This window comes from Agriterribacter humi, assembly GCF_009192765.1.
Taxonomy (GTDB): Bacteria; Bacteroidota; Bacteroidia; order Chitinophagales; family Chitinophagaceae; genus Agriterribacter; species Agriterribacter humi.
The window spans coordinates 101,274-123,061 of sequence record NZ_VOHQ01000010.1; the positions used below are offsets into that span (position 1 = coordinate 101,274).

Below are 21,788 nucleotides of genomic sequence, written 5' to 3' on the forward strand. Positions count from 1 at the left end.
AAATTTCATAACCAACAATCCCAACATGTATGAAACAATTTCACTTCCTGCCATCTTTGAAAAAAGTCTTTTTGCCATTTTGGCTTTCTCTCTTCTTAAGCACTTTTTTCATCGTTGCCAATGCCCAGGCACCCGACAGTAAGGGTAAGGATTTCTGGCTTACATTTCCGGGCAACTATAGCCCCGGGGCACTCTCTTTTTTTATTAGCGGGGATGAAAGCACAACAGGCACTGTTTCCGCTCCCGGAACGGGTTTTAGTGCAAACTTTACAGTTACACCCGGGGTGGTGACCACCGTTAATTTACCCACCGGAACACTCGAGCTTAACTCCTCGAACGTGATAGAAAACAAAGGTATTCATATTGTTGCGGGGAAGGAAGTTACGGTGTATGGACTGAACAGGTATACTGCAACTACGGATGCCTACCTGGCTTTACCAACGGATATTTTAGGTACATCTTATATTAACCTGGGATATAAAAACACCAATATAGTTAACAGTACCCAGTTTGGCATTGTGGCTGCACAAAATGCTACCACGGTTACCATTACCCCTACGGTTACTACCAGCGGAAGACCCGCAGGCGTACCGTATAACATTATACTCAACCAGGGACAAACCTACCTTTTACGAAATACAGATGCAGCTCCACAGGATCTTTCCGGCACGCTGATTACCTCCAATAAACCCATTGCTGTGTTTGGGGGCATGCAGTGCGCTAATATTCCCATGGGATATGTAGCCTGCGATCATATTATAGAGCAACTCCCCCCAGCCACTGCATGGGGCAAAAACTTTATTTCTGTTCCTTTAAAAACACGTACTAAAGGAGATACTTTCCGTTTCCTGGCATCGGCCAATGGTACTACGGTTGAAGTGAATGGTTCTATTGTTGCCACCTTAAACAAAGGGCAGCTATTTGAAACTATTCTTACTGTTGCATCCCAGATCAAATCCAACAATCCCATCCTGGTTGCACAGTATTCCAATAGCAGCAGCTTTGACGGCGTTACATCAGATCCTTTTATGATGCTGATAACCCCCTATGAACAGTTTCTCGGAAACTATACTTTTTCCACTCCCGCATCGGGCTTTAGCGGCAATTATGTAAATGTAGTGGCGCCGGCTGCAGCAGTGGGAACATTAAAGTTAGATGGTGTGGTTATACCAGCCGCATCATTTTCACCTATTGGAACTACCGGGTTCAGGGGAGCACAATTGAATATCTCCCTGGGTTCGCATACGATCAATGGTTCAAATCTTCCTTTCGGAATTTTTGTTTATGGATACGACAGCTACGACTCCTACGGGTATCCGGGTGGTCAATCCCTGGCTCCTGTAGCCAGTGTAACCAATTTAAGTGTTACCCCATTAACCGGTACCGGCGCTGTGGGCACCGAACATTGTCTTGAAGCTTTGGTAAGGGATCAGTTCAATAATCCACTGGTAGGCGTTCGCGTAGACTTTACAATCACAGGCGCTAACCCGGGCAGTACGGGCTTTGCCAATACCAACGCAAGCGGAATAGCTAAATTCTGCTATACCGGTGCCAATGCAGGCGATGATAATATAGTTGCCTCCGTAGGGACCATTTCTGCACCCGCTAAATTTACCTGGACAAAAACCGCAAGCAACATATACTATTCCAAAGCGGCCGGCAATTTGCATGATGTGCTTACATGGGGCGTAAACCTCGATGGAAGTGGCGCCAACCCAACCGATTTCGGCGATGGTAAGATATTTAACCTCGCTAATCGTTCCGGATCCTACACTATGACCGGCAACTGGACGGTATACGGCACGCTCAATAATCCATCGGGCAGCCAGTTAAAAATCAACGGGTATACTTTATCAATTACTACTTTAACCGGTGCAGGAACCTTAACGGGCTCCACCACGTCAAATCTTTCTATTATCGGCACCAATGGCGGCAGCCCCGGTAACCTGAACTTTACAGCAGGCGCCGGCAGCAGCCTAAAAATGTTAACGCTGAACCGTACCGGAACCGGCGCTTCTGCAACTATTGGTACCGCATTAAATATTTATGATGTACTGATGGTTACAAACGGAGTACTCAATACAGCCAATAAACTTACGCTCAAGAGCAATGCAACCAACACAGCAAGGGTTGCGCCTGTAGGCGGAAGCATTAACGGTAATGTTACTGTTGAACGCTATATACCTGCACGCAGGGCATGGCGGCTCATGAACGCTCCGGTAGGCGGCACGCAAACCATCAACCAGGCTTGGCAGGAAGGTGTAACAACTGCATCCCCCAACTCCAATCCTAATCCGGGATATGGAACATTCATAACCGTGGGATCGGTTGCCAATGGTTTTGATCAGAATATCCTTGGTCAAAGCACATCATCACTGAAAAGCTTTACCTCCGCAGGTGCATTGCAGGCTGTTACCAGTACAAAAACGGCAACAGTTGCCAATAAGCCTTATTTTCTGTTTGTAAGAGGAGACAGAAGCATTACGATGAAAGACAATACAGTTCCGGCCAACAATACAACACTCCGTGCGAACGGGCCATTGCTGACCGGTAACCAAACCATACCTGTTGGTGCCACAGGATTTACAGCCGTTGCCAACCCATTTGCTTCGCCCATCAATTTTGCAACCATTAGCAGAACGAATGTGAAGAACAGCTTTTATGTATGGGATCCAAAAATGGGTGGCACTTATGGTGTAGGCGCTTATGTAAATATCAGTTACAATGGTACAGGTTATGATGTGACACCGGCTTCGGTTAGTCCCGAAAGTCAGTATATCCAGAGTGGTCAGGCTTTCCTGGTACAATCTACCGGTGCAGCCGGAAGCATCATGATCAAAGAATCCGACAAGTCGGCCACGCCTGCTCAGAATGTTTTCCGAAAAGCTGATGGTACGGATGCTCCGCTGTTTGCTCCTGCCAGAAACGCGCAGGGATTAAGGATCAACCTGCAAACCATCAATGATGCCGGAACAAATATCTTAGATGAAGTGTTCACTTCTTACAGCCGGAATTTCTCCGGTACTATTGATGATATGGATGCCATTAAGATGCCAAATGAGCTTGAAAACCTGGCCATCGTAAGGCAGGGTCAATCGCTGATGGTTGACAGAAGGTCGCCGATAAGTGACAACGGCGATACGCTTTATCTTAATCTTTCCAATACAACGCAAAGAAGTTATATCCTGGAGTTCAATCCCATTGATCTTACAGATGTGGTTTCGGCTACTATTGAAGACAATTACCTGCATACTTCCACAACGATCAATACATCTGAAATATCGCAGGTATACTTCCAGGTCAATTCCGATGCGGCATCTGCAAGCTGCGACAGGTTTAAAGTAGTTCTTTTAACGAAGAAATCAATTGCCAACGCCGGTATATCGGGCAGATCACTGATCAAAGCCTACCCCAACCCGGTCATCAATGGAAACGTGAACCTGCAGTTTGAAAATTCAGCAGCAGGAATGTACAGGGTAGAATTGCTGAACAGCGCAGGACAGGTTGTATTGCGCAGGAATATTCAGCATGCTGGTGGCAGCCTGAGCCAGAAACTTGACCTGGAAAGAAGATTACCTGCCGGTATTTACCAGTTAAGGATAACCGGAAAAGATACGCGTACCACTATTAAACTTTTGAACAAATAAAATCTGTAACCACTTTTTTAATTCTTATAAAACGTTTATTATGAAACTAAAACCCCTTTTGACAACTGCAGTTTTGACCATTGTATGCTTTGTAATGTATATCCCCTCGTTGTTGGCCCAGCTACCGGGCGATCCGGGAACGGATCCTGATGAAATACCCATTGACGGGGGGCTAAGCCTGCTGATTGCAGCCGGAGTTGCCTACGGAGCGAAGAAAGCATACGACAAAAGGAAAAAGGAACCTAAAGCACAAAATGATCTGAAAAAAGTTGAATAAAGCAGTAGCGCTCTGTTGATATATTAAATGCCGGTTACTTTGGAGGGTTGTCGCCCAGCATACTCTTCAAAGTAACTGGCTATTATAGCGTTTACCCTATCATTCACTGAAACCACTGAACACAATGTTAGTTTTTATCAAATCCGTAAGTAAGGAAATAAACCACTATTTTGATCTCTCCTTTCTTTTGAAGTTCATTGCCTTGTTTGCATTGTTCTATTACACCAATATGTTTTTTGTTGACCTTACCCTGCCCGAAAAAAGATACAATGCCTGGTTTGTTGACCATTTGAATTATATCAACTGGATCACCGGGAGCATTATGCACACTGCCAACCTGATGACACAGGCAGTTGGATTGGATACCCATGTTGTTAACACCAGGTATCTTGTAGTGCCCGGCGGGCACAGCCTTTTTATGAACTGGCAGTGCGTAGGGCTGGGCATATTCAGCTTTTGGGCCGCATTTGTGCTTGCCAACGGCATGAGCTGGAAGAAAAAGATCAAATGGGGCGTTGGGGGATTTCTGGCCATTTGGTTCCTTAACTGCTGCCGCACTGCCCTGCTGATGATCGCGCTTGAAAACAACTGGAAAGAATGGAAACAGGGCTGGAAACACGGGCGAACACTTGACCACCACGACCTGTTCAATTACGGCTGCTATATTGTGCTACTGGGCATGATCTGGTTCTTCTACAAAAAGTTTAAAAACAAGGAATCTGGCGAAGATGAAGGTAAAATAGGGTGATGACGGTTTGCGATTTAACTTCGCAGTTGGACATATCGAGCCTGCAGTTTATTTTCGCGTATGGGCAAATTTTTGTTTCCGCAACAAACCGCTTTTTACAAAGGCAAAGTACGTGATGTATATACCATTGGCAATGGCCTCCTGGTTATGATTGCCAGTGACCGTATTTCCGCATTTGATGTTATTCTTCCCCGTGCTATACCCTATAAGGGACAGGTACTGAATCAAATTGCTGCCCGCATGCTGGAAGCAACAGCCGATATTTGTCCGAACTGGCTGCTGGCGGTACCTGCACCCAATGTTGCTATAGGTAAAAAATGCATTCCTTTTAAATTAGAGATGGTCGTCAGAGGCCACCTGGTAGGACATGCCTGGCGCACATACAGCAGTGGCGAAAGAACACTATGCGGCGTGAAACTACCTGAAGGATTAAAAGAAAACGATCCGTTTCCTTCCCCCATCATAACGCCGGCAACAAAGGCTGAGCAGGGGCACGATGAAGATATATCCAAAGAAGAAATTATTGCCAAAGGGCTGGCAACCGAAGAAGACTGGAATACGCTCTCTTCCTATACCTTGCAATTGTTTGAAAGAGGTAAAGCCATCGCCGCCAAACAGGGACTGATACTGGCAGATACGAAATATGAATTTGGCAAGACGGGCGATACCATATGCTTAATGGATGAGATACATACCCCCGATTCATCCAGATATTTTTACGCCGATGGATTTGAGCAAAGACAGCAAAAAGGAGAACGCCAGAAACAACTGAGTAAAGAATTTGTGCGGGAATGGCTGATTGCCAATAACTTTATGGGCAAAGAAGGACAAACCGTTCCGGATATGAGTGATGAATGGGTACAAACCATCAGCAACAGGTATATTGAATTATTTGAAAAAGTAACCGGCGAAAAGTTTAAACCGGAAATGTTGAGTGAGGAAGAAACCTACAACCGGGTTGTAAAGGGACTGGAAGAACTAAATATGTGATCATTATGCAAATAAAATCAACCGCATTAACTATTTTATTATCCGCTTTATTTTTTACCGGCATGACACAATCCAACCCATTGCATTATCTTATTACCGGCACTTATACCGGTGGCAAAAGTGAAGGTATTTATGTATTTGAATTTAACAGTAAGGATGGAAGTTTTAAAGTAGTCAGTCATATTAAAAGCTCAAACCCGTCTTTCCTGGCAGTTTCTCCCGATGAAAAATTTGTTTACGCCACAAATGAAAACGGGAACAATGATAACGGTGGTGAAGTGAGCGCTTTTTCATTCGATAAAAAAACAGGCAGGCTCACGGCGATCAACAAACAATTGTCGGGCGGCGATGCACCCTGCTATATCCAGGCAGACAAAACCGGCAAATGGGTAATTGCAGGCAATTACAGCAGCGGAACGCTTTCCGTATTCCCTGTAAGCGCTTCCGGCAAACTGGGCGATGCCACTACTACCATACAGCACAGGGGTTCCGGTGTAAACAAAGAAAGGCAGTCAAAGCCGCATGTGCATTGCACCATACTTTCGAAGGACAACAAATGGTTATTTGTGCCCGACCTGGGTATTGATAAGGTAATGATCTATGCTTTCGATTCAAACACGGGGAAATTAAAACCCGCCCTTCAGCCCTTTGCTAAAATAAAGGACGGTGGCGGACCCAGACATCTCACATTTCATCCTAACAATAAGTACGCCTACCTGATTGAAGAAATGGGTGGCGCGGTAGATGCATTCCAATACAACAACGGGAAACTAAAACCCATACAGCATATTGCTTCAGTACAGGACAATGACACGGGTTTTATCGGCAGCGCTGATATACATGTATCGGCAGACGGAAAATTTTTGTACGCTTCCAACCGGGGCGGGTTCAATACCATTGCTATCTATGCCATTAACCAGGAGAACGGAACCCTTACTTTGGCCGGGCACCAGTCATCCCTCGGAGAAATTCCCCGGAATTTCACGATAGATCCATCGGGCAATTATTTATTAGCCGCCAACCAGGAAAGCGACAATATTGTGATCTTTAAAAGGGACAAGCAAACAGGATTGCTAACAGATACGGGTAAGCGCATTGAAGTGGGCAAACCGGTTTGTTTAAAATGGGTTGGAAAGGATTAAAGCGGTTACAAGTTACAAGTTGCAGGTTACAGGGTACAAGTTGCAGGGTGCAGGAAGATGTTTCAAGTTACAGGGTACGGGGTGTGCAGGGTGCAGGTTTCAAGGTACAGGGTGTGCAGGGTACAAGTTTCAAGGTACAGGGTGTGCAGGGTGCAGGTTTCAAGGTACAGGTTGCAGGGTGTAAGGACGTGTTGCAAGGTGCAGGGAAATACACAATACAACCAAAATGTTTGTTTTGTATTTTTATTGAAATATTTAACCATGAAAAATTATCATGATCTGCAGATATATGCAGAATCAAAACAATTGGCAATTGACATTCATAAGATCACGTTGACGTTACCCAAATTTGAATTGTATGAGGAAGGCTCTCAAATAAGGCGTTCTTCAAAATCCGTAACATCAACAATAGTAGAAGGCTACGGCAGAAGAAAATATAAAGCAGATTTTCTTAAATACCTTATATACGCTCATGCCGAATGTGATGAGACCATGATTCATTTAGATTTTCTTTTTGAAACGCATTCATTAATGGATAAAGATGTTTACGATGAATTAAAAAGCCGTTATGAAGCTTTGAGCAAAAAGATAAACAGGTATACGCAATGGGCTATCCAAAATCTTAATGAATTTCCCCGAACTCTGAAACCTGTAACCTGTAACCTTACCCTCTCTCCCACAGCCTGGGTCTGAGCCTTGCTTTGGCTTTATTAAAAATATGCTGTCCCTTATCTATCCCTTTGCGCAATTGTTTTTGTTCCTCTAAGGGAAGCTGGTAAACCGTGCTGCATTCCACGCTGCAGCAGCCACGATATTTTTCTGCGCATTCTTTGCATTGAATAAAAAGCAGGTGGCAGGCCTCATTTTTACAATTGGTATGGGTATCGCAGGGTTTTCCGCATTGATGGCAATGGGCGATAACATCTTCGGTTATGCGTTCGCCCAAACGGTCATCAAACACGAAATTCTTCCCGGTGAATTTACTTTCTAAGTTGCGCTCTTTTATCTCTCTTGCGTAATTAATGATACCGCCTTCGAGGTGAAATACATTTTCAAAGCCGTTGTGCAGCATATAAGCGCTTGCCTTTTCGCAGCGGATGCCCCCGGTGCAATACATGATGATGTTCTTGTTTTTATAAGGTTGCATCATTTCAACTGCCATAGGCAATTGTTCCCTGAATGTATCGCTGGGCACCTCTATCGCATTTTCAAAATGACCCACTTCATATTCGTAATGATTGCGCATATCAATAATGATGGTATCCGGATCCTCCGCCAAAATATTCAGCTTTTCTGCATCCACATATTTCCCTTTTTTGCTCATATCAAAAGCGGGATCATTAATACCATCCGCTACGATCTTTTCCCTGATCTTTATTTTTAATACCCAGAAAGATTTTCCGTCATCATCCACGGCAATATTCAAACGCATATCTTCCAAACCCGTTACGGAATACAGATAAGTACGAAATGCGTCAAAATGCGACTGCGGAACACTTACCTGCGCATTAATGCCCTCGTGAGCCACATATATGCGGCCAAATACTTTTAAAGCATCCAATGCCTTATACAATTCATCCCTGAAATGCTGCGGGTCATTTACTGTAAAATACCTGTAAAATGAAAGAGTAGTGCGGGGTTCTGTTTCCCGGAGCATAAGCTCCTTCAGTTCCTTTTGTGAAATGCGATTGTGTAATACTGCCATAATATTGAAATTTTATGCCCGGGCTATAGCTCAGGACGGGTCGTTTGCATGACGAACAAAATTTCTTAAACGGCGCAAAGATAGGGAGAGTTTGGGAGTTTGGGGTTTCCAGTTCCAGGTTACAGGATACAAGTTGCAGGGTACAAGTTATAGCTGCAATCAGCTATCAGCCTTCAGCAGTCTGCCAAAGTGTACTAACAAGGGCTATCAAGACACTATTCATTCTTCTCACCTTTCTCATTTCACGGCTCTCGTTTCACCTTTCTCGTTTCATTTCTCACTCTTACCACACACTTACCACTTACTTCTTACCACTTACTACTCTCTTCACTCAATTTCCTCCCAATGCTCCCCTGAAACCAATGCGAAGCCCGGAACTCTGAAATCCCTGGTTGCCTAAACCCCATATATAATCAATCCTTATAATTTTAAGAATGTTTTCTATACCGCCAAATGCCTCATAATAATAATTGTTTTTATTCACTACAAAAGCGTTGGCTCCCCCAACAAGATGCAGGTTGAGTGTTTTAATGAAAGGTATTTTATTGGTGAGGAACCCGTTAAAATGATGCTCAACATTTAATGTAGCATACAACCTTTCGGTAGTAGAGCGGGCATAATAGGGCGCCAATTGAAAACTATTCAGGTATTCCGTTGCTACAAGCATCCGGTTACCATTGAAATGCTGATAATCGGGTATCTCCAGTCTGCGGTTATTAAAAAAGCCACCTACCGAAATATTATAATCAAACATGCCGGCCAGCCTTACATTAATATCATCCTTTACAGAAAATTTCCAGCGATCGTAATCCACATCGCTGCCCAGTACGCCATTTATCCCTTTAGCATAACTTAGGGTGAACATTGGATATTTGGAACCCAGGTTAATTTTACGTTCAGGCAACTGTACGTACTTTGTGCCGGGCCGGTAACTTACAGTAAATGCCGCGAACAAAGCCTGGTGTCGCTGAAAATTTTCTGAAACCAGTTCTATTGGGTAATTGGGTGTTCGCTTGCTGAGGTTTTTAGCGTTGCCCCAATAGGTATCATCGGTATTTGACAGTGGGATCCTGTCCTGGTAACTGATATTCGCTTTAATGGTAGTGCCCTCTCCCACTCCTCTTGTAAATACGATCTCTGCAAATTTTGCTTCATAAATTTTCAAATAATTACTTCCAAACAAAAGGGTATTGTATGTATTTACAATCGGCTTAACCGGATTGTCATTATTGATTTGAAATATCTTTTTACCGCCGGCAACCGCAATCGAATTGATACGCCCTTTTCCGAAAGTATACCGGGCAGCCATATCGGCGTTAAAGTGCTGGTTGGTAAATCCGTACCGCAGTGTAGGTGTAACAGAAACAGACCGGTTCTCTGTAAAATTCCTGGAATACGTTGGTCCTAAATTGATATTAAATCCTTCCACCGTATTAAAATTGGTTACTTCGATCAATGGCGGATAACTGAACGATGATTTTTTACTTTGCCTGTTGAATGTTTGTCCGAAAATTAAAATACCCAGGGGGGTAAACCTGTTTTTTCTCCTGTCAACAGAATCAAGGTATTTAGGATCGCGCCGTACGATTTCGAGACTATCTTTTTTCAGGTAATCCATTATTTCATCGTCCAAAAGCGGTATTGGCCGAACGGTATCCCAGTAAGCACGGGGCTTTTTATTGGATCCCGTATCGTATTTTAAAATGATATTATTGAAGAAATTTTTATCAAATTCAGGATCAAGTCTGTAATCCGAATAAACAGTAACGAAACTACCTTTGGCGTCAAAACCAAACATTTTAACTGCGGGATACACTACCTGGCTGTGGATCATCCATACATCTTTGGTAACAGGCACATACAGGTGTTCAATACGCAATGTGTCGGCCAGTTCCATTTGCGATTTTTTGGTAAGCATCAGATCCACGCTATGGATCCGCCATTCATCCTCAACAATATTGATATAACCGCTGAACAAAGGCTCATAACTTCGTTTGGGCGTAACCTTTATGTGATTGATCAGTCGCCCGTTTTCGGTAAAGCTCCCCATGAATTTGTAGTGGTAAAAATTCAGGGCATTTTCGGCAATGGGTGATATGAAGCCCCGCGGATTGAGGGCGTTGCTGATCTGTATATTGTTGTCATAAAAAGTTACATACCTCGGGCTGCCGAATCCAAAACCCTCTGCCTGGCCGCTTACTCTTGTTGAAGCAACTTCTACTTTTTCTTTTTCCGGCTTTTGAAAAGAATAGGTAGCTATGGTTTCGGAGAGGTAGATCATTTTATTTTTGCTGGTGTCTCCGTCTGAAAAGTCAACCTTCTGTCCAAAGATCGTTTCAGGATAATCCTGGAGCCTGAGCTGTCCTTTAATATATACCTGGCACTGAAAAGCATCCACCTGGTTTTTATAAAAAGATCGTTTTTTTATTGCCTGCCGGATAATTTCATAGGCCGGATCTTCCACATTATCCCCTATCACTATTTCCTTTAACATGAGTTCCTGCAAAAGAAGGATAAAATCAACTTTCAATCCCTGCCCCTGTATGGTTATTTCCTTTTCCTGCATTTTATATCCAACATGCATGCATTGGAGCGTGTAGTTTCCGGGAGGAAGATTCAATATATATTTACCGTCATTATTAGCGGTAGTTCCTATTACACCACCCTTAACAACCACCGAAGCAAATGGAAGAAGATTCCCTTTATTGTCTTTTACGGTTCCAGTAACAGGAACAGCAAGCGCAAATAAACGGAAACCGGCAAGGAGAACGATAAGCAGCAAATATCTTTTCATGCAACAACATTACCCTAACGAAAATAAGGCTTTGTAAGTAAATGCAATCACAAACCATTAGAATAAGCGGCGAAGCAACGAGCCGCTAAGTGCTGCAAATGCTGCTACTACCGCTCCAATTAATGCCGTTAACCCGATCAGCAAAAAAGGGCTGTCGGCTTTTATTACCAATACAGAAATTTTATGGGCAAGCAGATCATCGTTGGCTGTACTGATCCACCAGGCCAATCCTCCCCACAGCAACAGGAGAGAAACAAACCCGGTTATAAACGCCATGTATGGTTTTTGAAAAATGATCATCGGAATTAAAAAAGATACTACGGCAATACTCCACCAGGGAAGGTACAGGCAGGCAACAAAACTAAGCAATGCGGTTAGTACAATGGAAACTATAAATTTCATGTTGTTGATTGTTGGTTGATTTGTAGTTGACTGGTAGCTCTGAGCCGTCAGCTTTCGGCTTTCAGCTTGAGCGTACTAACGATTGCCTGATAACTCATTGATGCATTCACTATTCACTACCCAGCGGTCTGACGCTCCTTCGTCGCGTACCGACCGCACTGTTTCACCATCCACTTCTCACCATTCACTCACGGCCAAACTCCATTTTCCACACCAGTTTATCTCCTTCCTGTTCGCCTCTTTTCATAAACCATGCCTTGTAATATTCACCTGCCGCCCATTTATCTACAAACGAGTCGTAATAAGGACTGCCGGGATTGCCCGATTGTCCGCCGGGGTATACAACATAAGCCGCTGTTTCGTTTGTTAGCTCAACTACCATACGCCAACTGGGACCGTGATTGTGTTGCATGGCATTAATAATATGCGCACCGCCGCCTACAGGCAAACCCGTTCTGGCAAAGGGCATCATAGCCGCGCCCAGCAAATGATAGATGGATGTATTTTTATTGGCGCCCCAGGTTAGCTGATTGATAGCGCTGAGCGAATCCGCAGTTTTTGCAGCCTGCTGATATGCGCTTGTTATTACATCTGCAATGGTTTCATGTTCAGGTGTATTGATATTATCAATGTATTTAAAAGCCGTATCGCGGAGCAAAGCCTCCGTTAATGTTTTTTCGGACGGACGCAGTGCTGTAACACCGGCTTTTTCAAATTCATCATCCCATACCTGCTTTTCAAGATTATCGTACCACAATTTAAAAATAGTAGCTCCTCTTTCGTTGATATTGTTGTAGAGCGACCACCCGTTTACGATATCAAGATATTTCCTTTCATTTTCATTCAAAAGACTATCCTTAATATATTTGAGCAGTAAGGGTCTTGTAGTTTCCGCAAATACATTGTAGTTGTCATTTTGAAGTTTCATCATATCGTCTGCTGTAATGCCATGCATAGCATTCAATTTCCGGTTAATGGCTATGCCCCTGTACAAATCGTAATAACCGGGAATAAAATAAGGATAGGTACTGTCGGCCGGACGCTGGTTGGCGCTGCTCACGAATCCTCTTTCGGGGTTGAGGATATGCGGATTTTCATCCATGGGAATAAACCCCTGCCACATATAACTGCTGTCTTCTCCGGGCATAACATATATGCCCTGCCGGTTCCAGCGGGCAGGTAGAGCGCCCTGGTGCCAGATGGCGATATCGCCGGATTTGGATGCAAAAACGACATTGTGCGCTGGGTTGGTGAAATACTGCAATGCATTTTTATAATCACTGTAATTGTTGGCACGGTTCAAATAATACCACATCAGCAATTCATTCGAAGGATCATGTGCTTTCCAGCGTATGGCAAGAGCGGCACCGGGTTCATCGGCTGAAGGATAACTGTTATCATATGCAACAGGACCAAAGATGGAATACGCTACCGTATCATACACCACAGGTTTGCCTTTCACTTTAATTTCTTCTATCCTCAAATTGCTGTTCTTCCAGCTACTGTCGAACCAGTACTGGGTTTTGGTTTCATCTTTAAACCGTATAGCATAATAATCCATTACATCTCTTTCTGAACTCGTAAAGCCAAATGCGATACTGTCATTGAATCCTATAATAATGCCGGGCGCGCCGGGAAAACTTACACCGTAAGCATTCATGGTGGGCGTCGTTACCTGCATTTCGTACCAGATAGCAGGAAAAGAGAGATCAAGATGAGGATCATTGCAAAGTATAGGAGCGCCGCTTTGTGTTCGCGAGCCACTTACCGCCCAGTTGTTGCTGCCATTGGCAGGATTGGGCTTTTTGATTTCCTGTACTGTGCCGGTAGCTTTACTTTTATTGAGATACAAAGAGTCTGAAGCTACGGGTGCGGCGGGAGTTACCGTTGGCGCCGGAAAAACCGTTTCTTTGGGAATAACGGGATCTAACGAATCATCTACCTGCGGAAAAAGAATACGCAATGCTTCATCACCAAAAAAAGCTTTGGCTTTTGTTAAAGGCAGATCATCCGAAAAACCCGAAAGGGTTTGGGCCATCTGTTTTACAAAAAGAGCCGTTTTGAGATTATTCCATTTTTCCGGTCTATACCCTAATAATTTGTATTCTACAGGCAGCCTGCTTTCGGGTAGTGACGCAATATATGCGTTTACTCCTGCCGTATAGTTATCTACCTGCGCTTTGGTAATGGGATTGGCTTCCATTTCCTTCAGCATATTTTCTGCTGCATATACCATTCCCAGCCTTCTTCTGCCTTTATCGTACTGTAACGCCTTTTCACCCACGATCTCACTAATACGGCCAGCCGCTGCATAGGTTTGAAATTCCATCTGCCATAAACGGAAACGGGCATGCAGATATCCCTGTATAAAACAGGCATCATCATCATTATCTGAAACAATATGGGGCACCAAACGATCATCAATGTATACGGTGGATTTACCTTTAAGCTGTGGAAATTGAAGATCATCATTAAAATCCTGCCCCAAAGGTTCCGCGTTTTGCCATATTCCATGCTGGGGGCTTAAAAAACTGCCCAGCGGAACCGGAAGCCAGGTGCGGGTGCCCAGGGCAACGATCAGCACAATAGTGACGATAAAAGAAATGCAGAAAAAGACAATTCTCATGGTTTAAAATTACAGGGTTGGGGCGAAAATCAGTAAATTATTTATGCTATGAATAAAGTATGAATCCGGGGAAAGAACCAAATCGCAAATAACAAGAAACAAATAAATTCAAATAACAAATCCGAAGCGGAGAATACCGAAATCCGAAGATCAATACAATTTAAAATTTCAGATCTCAAACTAAAAGGCAGGGTGGTTTAAAATCCATATCTCGCCACTATCCAAAATCTAACCCTGAAACTTGTAACATGAGACCTGAAACCTAAGGCCTTGATCCGAAACAGATTCAATTTTAAATCTCTTAATTTTATCCCATGAATGAAGCGGATGTAAAAAATATTCTGGGTCTGCAATTGCCTACCGATCCGCGATGGGTGGATCTGGCAAGTATGAGTCTTGAAAATATACTAACAGATCACGCTTATTGCGAGCAAAAAGCGGCTACTACCTGTATAACCCTCATTCAGCGTTATTCCGATAAAGAAAAATTGGTTACCGAACTAGCTCCCATTGTTACGGAAGAATGGGGGCATTTCAGATTGGTGTTGTCCGAATTGCAGAAACGTGGACTGGCTTTGGGCAAACAGCGCAAAGACATATATGTAAACAAACTGCTTGAATTTCAGAAAAAAGGCGGCAGTCCTGAAGAACGGTTTTTGGATCAACTGCTCACCATGGCCCTGATAGAAGCAAGAAGCTGCGAACGTTTCAAGCGGCTTAGTGAGGGATTAGATGATGCCTACCTGCGCAAATTCTACCGCCGCTTTATGGAAAGCGAGGCAGGGCATTATACTTTGTTCATTGACCTTGCAGAAACCTATATAGACAAGGAAAAAGTGAGAAAGCGCTGGGCGGAATGGTTAGATTATGAAGCCGAAATAATGCAAGGCGCCGAAGTACGGGGCGACAGGATACATTAGCAATGTCAAAACCTGTTAGGTTTTGCTCAATAATTTAGCAATTCGTATATTTGAGTTCTGAACCAACTTTATAATGGAATTTCTTATATACCTGCTTACAGGATTGTTCATTGGAGGATTGATTGGATATTTCGTTTTTAAATCAACAATCCAAAAAAACCATATCCCCAAACCCGATTTTGAAAATCTCCGGCAACAGTTTACCGAACTCCAGGTTGATCATGCCAAACGAATCAGCAAAGAAGAGTTGAATCAGCAATATATTTCCAAAACATTATTTGAATCGGTGAACGCAACCCTGTCCGCCACAAAAAATGAATTAACAAAAAAACAGGAAGAAGCCGCAACACAACAGGAAACTATTGTAAAGCTAACAGGCGAATCTGAACAAAAACTCTCCAAAGCAGCAATTGAAAAAAACTACGTAGCTAAAGAAAGTTTTGATATCATCAGCCGCAAATTGTATTCGGCGGAAGCGGAATTAATATCAAAAGAACAAACCATACTCAGTTTGCATACCCGGCTTACCGGACTGGAACAAAAAGAGGAACACCTGAATGAAAAATTAGACCTTTTTAAAACTGAGATCGAATCGCTCCACAACCTTTCAAAAGAACAGTTCAGGAACCTGGCTACGGATATTATGAAAGAAAAAAAAGCCGAGTTTGTGCAGGAAAATAAAAAAGAGCTGTCGTTTGTAATTGACCCTTTCAAAAATGATCTGAAAGCATTTAAAGAAAAAGTAGAAGCCACGCGAAAAGAAGACATTCATGATTTAACCTCCCTGAAAAAAGAATTAGAACTGTTGCAGCAATTAAATACGCAACTAAGCGATGACGCGAAAAATTTAACCTCCGCATTAAAATCGGAAGTAAAAATGCAGGGTAACTGGGGAGAAGACAGGTTGAATATGATATTAGAAGCGGAAGGCCTGCAAAAGTACATTGACTATACCAGGGAAGAAATGTACAGGGATACCGATGCGGAAATAAATCGCAAACCCGATTTTATTTTAAACCTTCCCAACGGAAAACATCTGATCATTGACAGCAAGGTTTCATTAACCGCCTACGTTAATTATTTTAATGCTTCGGACCCTGAAGAGAAAAAAATATATTTAAAACAACATTTGCGAAGCGTAAACGATCATATTGAAAAGCTGGCAGACAAAACCTACCAGTCGCTCGCCGGGCTTACCACACCAGACTATGTATTTATGTTCATGCCCGTAGAACCGGCCTTAACGCTGGCTATAAATCAAAGCCCGGAAGTAATCAATAATGCTTTAAAACGAAAGATCGTTTTAATTACACCCACTACTTTAATCGCCACGCTTAAAGTGGTAAAAATAATCTGGCAAAAAGAAAACCAGGTTAAAAATGTGGAAGGAATATTTAAGCAATGCGGCGCTTTATACGATAAATTTGTGGGCTTTGCCGAAGACATGATAAAAATCAAAGCAAAACTAAAAGACACTTCCGATACCTGTGATGATGCCATGAATAAGCTGAAGGACGGCAAAAAAAGAGGCGATACCATCATTGGCCGGCTTGAAAATATTAAGAGATTAGAAGCAACAACCAATAAAACCATTCCACAGGCGCTCTTAACGGAAATTGAATTGCTGGAGGATGATGATGTTAAACTATTGGATTAGATAAAGTTAAAAGCCTGAGAAAAAATGCTTTAAAAAAATCAAACCAACTTCCTGTCCTTTTTTATACAAGTCTCCCCCGGGCGCAGTACCTTAGCGCCACGTAGCAGGAGCATAATCGCTATCTCAAATCTTTTTTCAGTTGCGGTACTAAAAAATGCCCACCTTCCATAAACCAATAACCCAACAAAAACCGCTATAAATCTGACCTGATAATTAATTGAAATTCATTTTACTATCACTACGCTATCAGAAAACTGTTTTGAATGAAGGTTACATATTATCTTTTAATTGCAACAACTTTAGTAAGTCAATACGGTTATACCCAGGACTGGAAAATATTTCCCTACAAGCCTGCCGGAAGTGCAATATCCTTTCCAAAGGATGAAGGGCGGCACGGTTCGGAACCCATTGAATGGTGGTATAATTCGGGGCAGCTTAAAGGCGCCACTTCAGGCAAAACCTATAGCTATATGCTAACTTACTTTTACTATCCGGCAAGCACTTTTGATGGTTTCAGAATACTCAATATTACGGACGATGCTACAGGAAAGTTTTATGAAGAATCAAGGCCGCTTAATTATACCACCTTATCTGCCACACACCTTGATATTGAGGCATTGGTTTATGGCAGAACCAAAGAAAGTTGGAGTAATAAGGTAGATGGGAATGGAAAATTAATCCCATTTGAATATACAATCAAAGCATCGTCGGCGGCTGGCGGATTGAATTTGGAGTGTAAAAGTTTAAAACGCCCGTTACTACCCGGCAATGATGGCTACCTTGATCAGGGCACTGATAACTACACCTACTATTATTCTCAAACCAGCAACGCTGTTACCGGAAAATTGACCCTGAATGGAGTTACCGAAGACGTAACCGGAACGTGCTGGATTGACAGGCAATATGGAAATTTCAACCCGCTTACCGGGGAAAAATACGAATGGTTTCAATTGCAATTATCAAATGGGATGGATATAAATCTATGGAATATTTTCACTGTTCAAAATACTATTCCCGATAATGAAAGGTACCGGATATTGGCAGCTTACGTTGATGAATCTACACAATACACTATTAGTGATTTTAAAATTGAGCGCCTGGCCTTTAACTGGATGGACGATAGTGCCATGTGCTATTCGGCGAAATGGAGGCTTACCTCTTCAAAAAACAACCTTGACTTAACCATCACATCAAAAAATGATGATAGTGAAATTACATTGCCTTTTAGATTTTTTGAGGGAGCCACCACCGTTTCCGGAACGGTGAACGGGCAGGCAGTTACGGGAGTTGGCTTTGCGGAACTGTTACATTCTTATGAACATCCCACACTCACCATCGAAAAGCCCGCGGGCGAGACATTTGACCCTACTTTGCCCATTTCGTGGCAATTGCTGAATCCCGATGCGGGGCGACCGGTTGCCTATGATATTGAATACAGCGTAGATGACAAGACAACGTTTACGCCAATTGTACAGGGAGTAAAGGATACTTTTTATTTATGGAATAATTCCTCCCTTTCTGACGGTGATAATATTTGGTTTAAAATTACCGCTAAGTCAACAGACGGAAAACTGAAGGGCGTTGCCATTAGTACATCTCCCTCGGCGGTAATGCCGGGAAATGCTGATAGCTTCAACATAAAAGTGTTCCCCAATCCTGTAAGAGACAATTTGTTTTTAAAATCCGGCTTGCCGGCGAATGGTACACAAGGTAAAATCATTGATGTAAACGGGCGCGTGGTTCGCGTAATACCAGGCAATTTAATTTCAAATAAGATTGACGTAGGTTTTTTACAACCAGGAATATACTTTCTCAAAATAGATTTGCCAGGAAAGCCCGTAGTATTGAAATTTATAAAAAAGTAGCTTTTCTCTTCCACATATTAAATCCTTTGAGCCCGTATTAATTTATCTTTGTTCCTGTTTATGCACTACCAGTACCAGTTAAAAATTTCAAACCACCCATATGTCAATAACCAAAGAGAGTGAATTTACGGGCATGCAAAAAATCAGCAATGCTGTTGCCGTAACTTTAAACAAAATGAGGGCGTATGCTAAGCCCGGTATAACAACAAAGCAGTTGGATGATTATGGCGGATCAATATTAAATGCGCTTGGAGCCAAATCGGCGCCTAAGCTCACTTATGGTTTCCCCGGGTGGACATGCATCAGCATCAATCATGAAATTGCCCATGGACTTCCTTCTCAAAATAAAATTCTCCGGGAGGGCGATCTTATCAATATTGATGTTTCGGCCGAACTGGATGGCTTTTGGGCCGATAACGGCGGGTCATTTGTACTGGCACAGGATTTGCACAACCACCTCCCACTGGTAAATACTTCAAAGCGCATCCTTTATAAAGCCATACAGCATATAAAAAGCGGGGTACGGATTGCTGAAATAGGGCGGCTTATAGAAACCGAAGCAAAGCAATCGGGATACAAAGTGATCAGGAACCTCGCGGGGCATGGAACAGGAAGAAGTTTACACGAAGCGCCCAAAGAAATTTTAAACTGTTATAACAAATTTAATACTGCACGCTTCAAAAAAAATTCCGTTGTTGCCATTGAAACTTTCATTGCTACCGGTTCAACCATAGCCCAAACAGCAAGGGATGGCTGGACTTTGACGGGAAACAAAGGCGGCTTTGTAGCGCAGCATGAACATACGATTGTAGTTACAGATCATGCGCCTGTAATTCTTACGGCAATGAATGGTATATGGAATTGAGTGTCTGAAATGATATGCCTCTCTTTAATATAAAACGGTCGGCACCCGATGATGGAGGGTTAGACCGTTTTAATTGTGTTCGGCAGTGAATACAATTTTAAATATCAGCCATTCGTTTTTATTGCATCAACCATTATTTTCATTTCATCTACCAGCTTATCCGCATTTCCATCAAAGCCAACAATTTTAAAACGGATATTTCCATTTCTGTCTATCAGGAATTTTGCAGGAATGCCATCAACGGCATAATTCTCAATTACCTTATCATCAGTATCCAGCAGAACCTGGAAATTATATTTATTCTCTTTAATAAATTTAACTGCTTTCTGCTTCATTTCCTCAGGCTTTAAACCTTCACGGGTATCCACAAAAAGAAATTTTACTCCGTTGTCATTCTTAAATGAATTTTGCGCGGTTTGCATACCAGGAAAAGAGGCTCTGCACGGCCCGCACCATGTAGCCCAAAAATCTATTATAATAATTTTCCCCTTCATTGCTTCAAGAGAAACAGTATTGCCTGCAAGGTCTTTCAATGCAAACTTTGGCGCAGGTTCTTTTATCATTTGTTTCTGAAATTCTTCTTTCAGTTTGGCGAGATAGTTTTCCTGCAACTTATTCATATAATTTACAAATCCTGCCTCAGACTTATTGTTAGCCAGATAATTTTTTTTGAGCATTGCTTTTATGGCCGGCGAACTTTTCCCTTCCTTTACTGTTTCTTCCAGTTCCTGTTTTACTGCATCTTTACCTTTTACCGCTTCTTTAAAAACGAGATAGCGTTCTATTATTTCAAAATTCTTTCTGCCTGTTTTCTCCAGGGCTTCTTCCTGCACTTTGAAGGCTTTTTCTTTGTTGTTCAATTTCCATAGAATAAGCGCATAAGTGTCCAGGTAATTGCCGTAACCATACTCAAGATTCTTATTGTACTCCTGGTTTGTATAAAAAGTTGGTTTTGCAGAGGGTTCTTTTAGTTCTCTTCTCATATATTCAAGAGACTTTTCTGATAATTCTTTTGCAAACAGCAGGCTATCGCCTTTTCCTTCCAAACCTTTTCCTGTAAGCCCCCATGCCGCTTCGTTACAGGCTGCAGCGATGGATGTATTTTGCTTAACATTGGCAAGATATTTATTAAAATCGGCCCACTTTTTTGCTACCCCTGCGCTTAAAGCCAAATTTCCATATAAGCTGCTCAATGTATTTTCGTATGATTTTATGTCGGCTTCATTCTGAGCGGGAAACTCTTTTTTCAATTCCTCAAATAACTGCAATCGCTTTTGTGGATCTTTCTCTTCAAACACCTGCCGCATCTTTTGGTTTTTCGCAGTAATACCTCCAGGGTATTTTTGCACTATCTCCTTTTTTATTTTTTCCGCATTCTCAGTATCCTTTAAAGCAACGTATATTGATTGTATTGCCTGGTAGTCTTCTTCAGTTTTATCCGTCTTTTCAATCAATTCCCGAATAAAGGCATTAGCCTTTTGACTACCATTCTCTTTATCTGTGGCCAGTAAACTGCTGGCATACCGGGCTCCGTATTCAGTCCTCAACCCAGGATTCTTTTTGAATTCCTTTTCCAGCAAAAGAAGATTGGTTTCCGGCTTTACTTTCATTTGGAGCAAAAAGCCACCCAAATTGTTTAAGCTAAAGAGCCCGGCTCTTGCTTCTTTAACCGGTTCGCCATTCTGCTTTAATATTAATGAATAACCTTGCTCTTTATTATTATCAATAATTTCATCATGCTTAAAACCAACAAGTACAGCTTTAGTTGTATCATTGGTTGGTATCGTTCCTTTCCATTTATCTCCATCCTTAGTTAGCATCAGTTCAACAACGCGTATCCGTCCATCAAAAATGTAAACAGCAGGGGTAACTTCTTTTGCTTCAGCTAATGGAGTGCCTGCAGGATTGTATTCAAATTCAATAACACTGCCGGGTGCTGCATCTGCAGGAGTAAAAACAAGATTATTATTTTGTGCGAAGGCAAGTAAATTAAGGAATAGCAGAGCCGGCGTGAGGAACAATCGCAGTTTCATAAATGAGTGTTTTAATTTTTTAAGGAGATTACAGGCGGATATCTATAGTAGATGTTTTAAACTCAGTTTTCCATACAAATGTTGTGAATTTAATTTACAACTACAAATTTAGTTATA

At 42.3% G+C, this 21,788-nt stretch carries 15 protein-coding genes; 10 read left to right on the forward strand and 5 right to left on the reverse strand.

Annotated features, from left to right (window positions below; translation table 11 throughout):
* The first annotated feature begins 29 nt into the window (after positions 1–29).
* The 6 genes from FRX45_RS16410 (at position 30) to FRX45_RS16435 (ending at position 7,497) form a co-directional block, all read left to right on the forward strand.
* Positions 30–3,647, forward strand: a complete 3,618-nt coding sequence (locus FRX45_RS16410; RefSeq protein WP_152269540.1) for a T9SS type A sorting domain-containing protein — start codon at positions 30–32, stop codon at positions 3,645–3,647.
* Between the two features lie 40 nt (positions 3,648–3,687).
* Entirely contained in the window at positions 3,688–3,924 is a 237-nt protein-coding gene (locus FRX45_RS16415) for a PID-CTERM protein-sorting domain-containing protein (RefSeq protein WP_226805419.1), read from the forward strand.
* Between the two features lie 124 nt (positions 3,925–4,048).
* Positions 4,049–4,672 carry an exosortase/archaeosortase family protein gene (locus FRX45_RS16420; RefSeq protein WP_152269541.1) on the forward strand — a complete coding sequence of 208 codons (624 nt, stop codon included), beginning with the start codon at positions 4,049–4,051 and terminating at the stop codon, positions 4,670–4,672.
* Between the two features lie 60 nt (positions 4,673–4,732).
* A complete protein-coding gene (locus FRX45_RS16425; RefSeq protein WP_152269542.1) occupies positions 4,733–5,662 on the forward strand; it encodes a phosphoribosylaminoimidazolesuccinocarboxamide synthase in 930 nt (309 codons plus the stop codon).
* A 5-nt stretch (positions 5,663–5,667) separates the two neighbouring features.
* Complete coding sequence (locus tag FRX45_RS16430; protein ID WP_152269543.1) at positions 5,668–6,804, forward strand: lactonase family protein; 1,137 nt, start codon at positions 5,668–5,670, stop codon at positions 6,802–6,804.
* 261 nt (positions 6,805–7,065) lie between these two features.
* Positions 7,066–7,497, forward strand: coding sequence for a four helix bundle protein (locus FRX45_RS16435; protein WP_152269544.1), 432 nt, complete (start codon positions 7,066–7,068; stop codon positions 7,495–7,497).
* On the opposite strand, the gene trhO is transcribed toward FRX45_RS16435, so the two are convergent.
* The 4 genes from trhO to FRX45_RS16455 all read right to left on the reverse strand — a co-directional run bounded on the left by trhO (position 7,469) and on the right by FRX45_RS16455 (position 14,331).
* Positions 7,469–8,509, reverse strand: coding sequence for an oxygen-dependent tRNA uridine(34) hydroxylase TrhO (trhO, locus tag FRX45_RS16440; protein ID WP_152269545.1), 1,041 nt, complete (start codon positions 8,507–8,509; stop codon positions 7,469–7,471). The two genes, FRX45_RS16435 and trhO, sit on opposite strands and share 29 nt — an antisense overlap.
* Before the next feature lie 331 nt (positions 8,510–8,840).
* The gene (locus tag FRX45_RS16445; RefSeq protein WP_152269546.1) at positions 8,841–11,303 is read right to left on the reverse strand and encodes a DUF5686 and carboxypeptidase regulatory-like domain-containing protein; all 2,463 of its coding nucleotides are present in this window, start codon (positions 11,301–11,303) and stop codon (positions 8,841–8,843) included.
* Positions 11,304–11,360: 57 nt separating this feature from the next.
* Positions 11,361–11,705 carry a hypothetical protein gene (locus tag FRX45_RS16450; RefSeq protein WP_152269547.1) on the reverse strand — a complete coding sequence of 115 codons (345 nt, stop codon included), beginning with the start codon at positions 11,703–11,705 and terminating at the stop codon, positions 11,361–11,363.
* A 184-nt stretch (positions 11,706–11,889) separates the two neighbouring features.
* Positions 11,890–14,331, reverse strand: a complete 2,442-nt coding sequence (locus FRX45_RS16455; protein ID WP_152269548.1) for a penicillin acylase family protein — start codon at positions 14,329–14,331, stop codon at positions 11,890–11,892.
* 314 nt (positions 14,332–14,645) lie between these two features.
* On the opposite strand from FRX45_RS16455, the gene miaE reads away from it, so the two are divergent.
* The 4 genes from miaE (at position 14,646) to map (ending at position 19,638) form a co-directional block, all read left to right on the forward strand.
* Positions 14,646–15,251, forward strand: a complete 606-nt coding sequence (gene miaE / locus FRX45_RS16460; protein ID WP_152269549.1) for a tRNA-(ms[2]io[6]A)-hydroxylase — start codon at positions 14,646–14,648, stop codon at positions 15,249–15,251.
* Positions 15,252–15,324: 73 nt separating this feature from the next.
* Positions 15,325–16,908: a DNA recombination protein RmuC gene (gene rmuC / locus FRX45_RS16465; protein WP_152269550.1), complete on the forward strand. Its 1,584-nt coding sequence runs from the start codon at positions 15,325–15,327 to the stop codon at positions 16,906–16,908.
* Between the two features lie 263 nt (positions 16,909–17,171).
* On the forward strand, positions 17,172–18,773 hold the full coding sequence (locus tag FRX45_RS16470; protein ID WP_152269551.1) for a lipocalin-like domain-containing protein: 1,602 nt from the start codon (positions 17,172–17,174) through the stop codon (positions 18,771–18,773).
* 100 nt (positions 18,774–18,873) lie between these two features.
* Entirely contained in the window at positions 18,874–19,638 is a 765-nt protein-coding gene (gene map, locus FRX45_RS16475) for a type I methionyl aminopeptidase (RefSeq protein WP_152269552.1), read from the forward strand.
* A 104-nt stretch (positions 19,639–19,742) separates the two neighbouring features.
* On the opposite strand, the gene FRX45_RS16480 is transcribed toward map, so the two are convergent.
* Entirely contained in the window at positions 19,743–21,671 is a 1,929-nt protein-coding gene (locus FRX45_RS16480; protein WP_152269553.1) for a TlpA family protein disulfide reductase, read from the reverse strand.
* Positions 21,672–21,788: the final 117 nt, after the last annotated feature.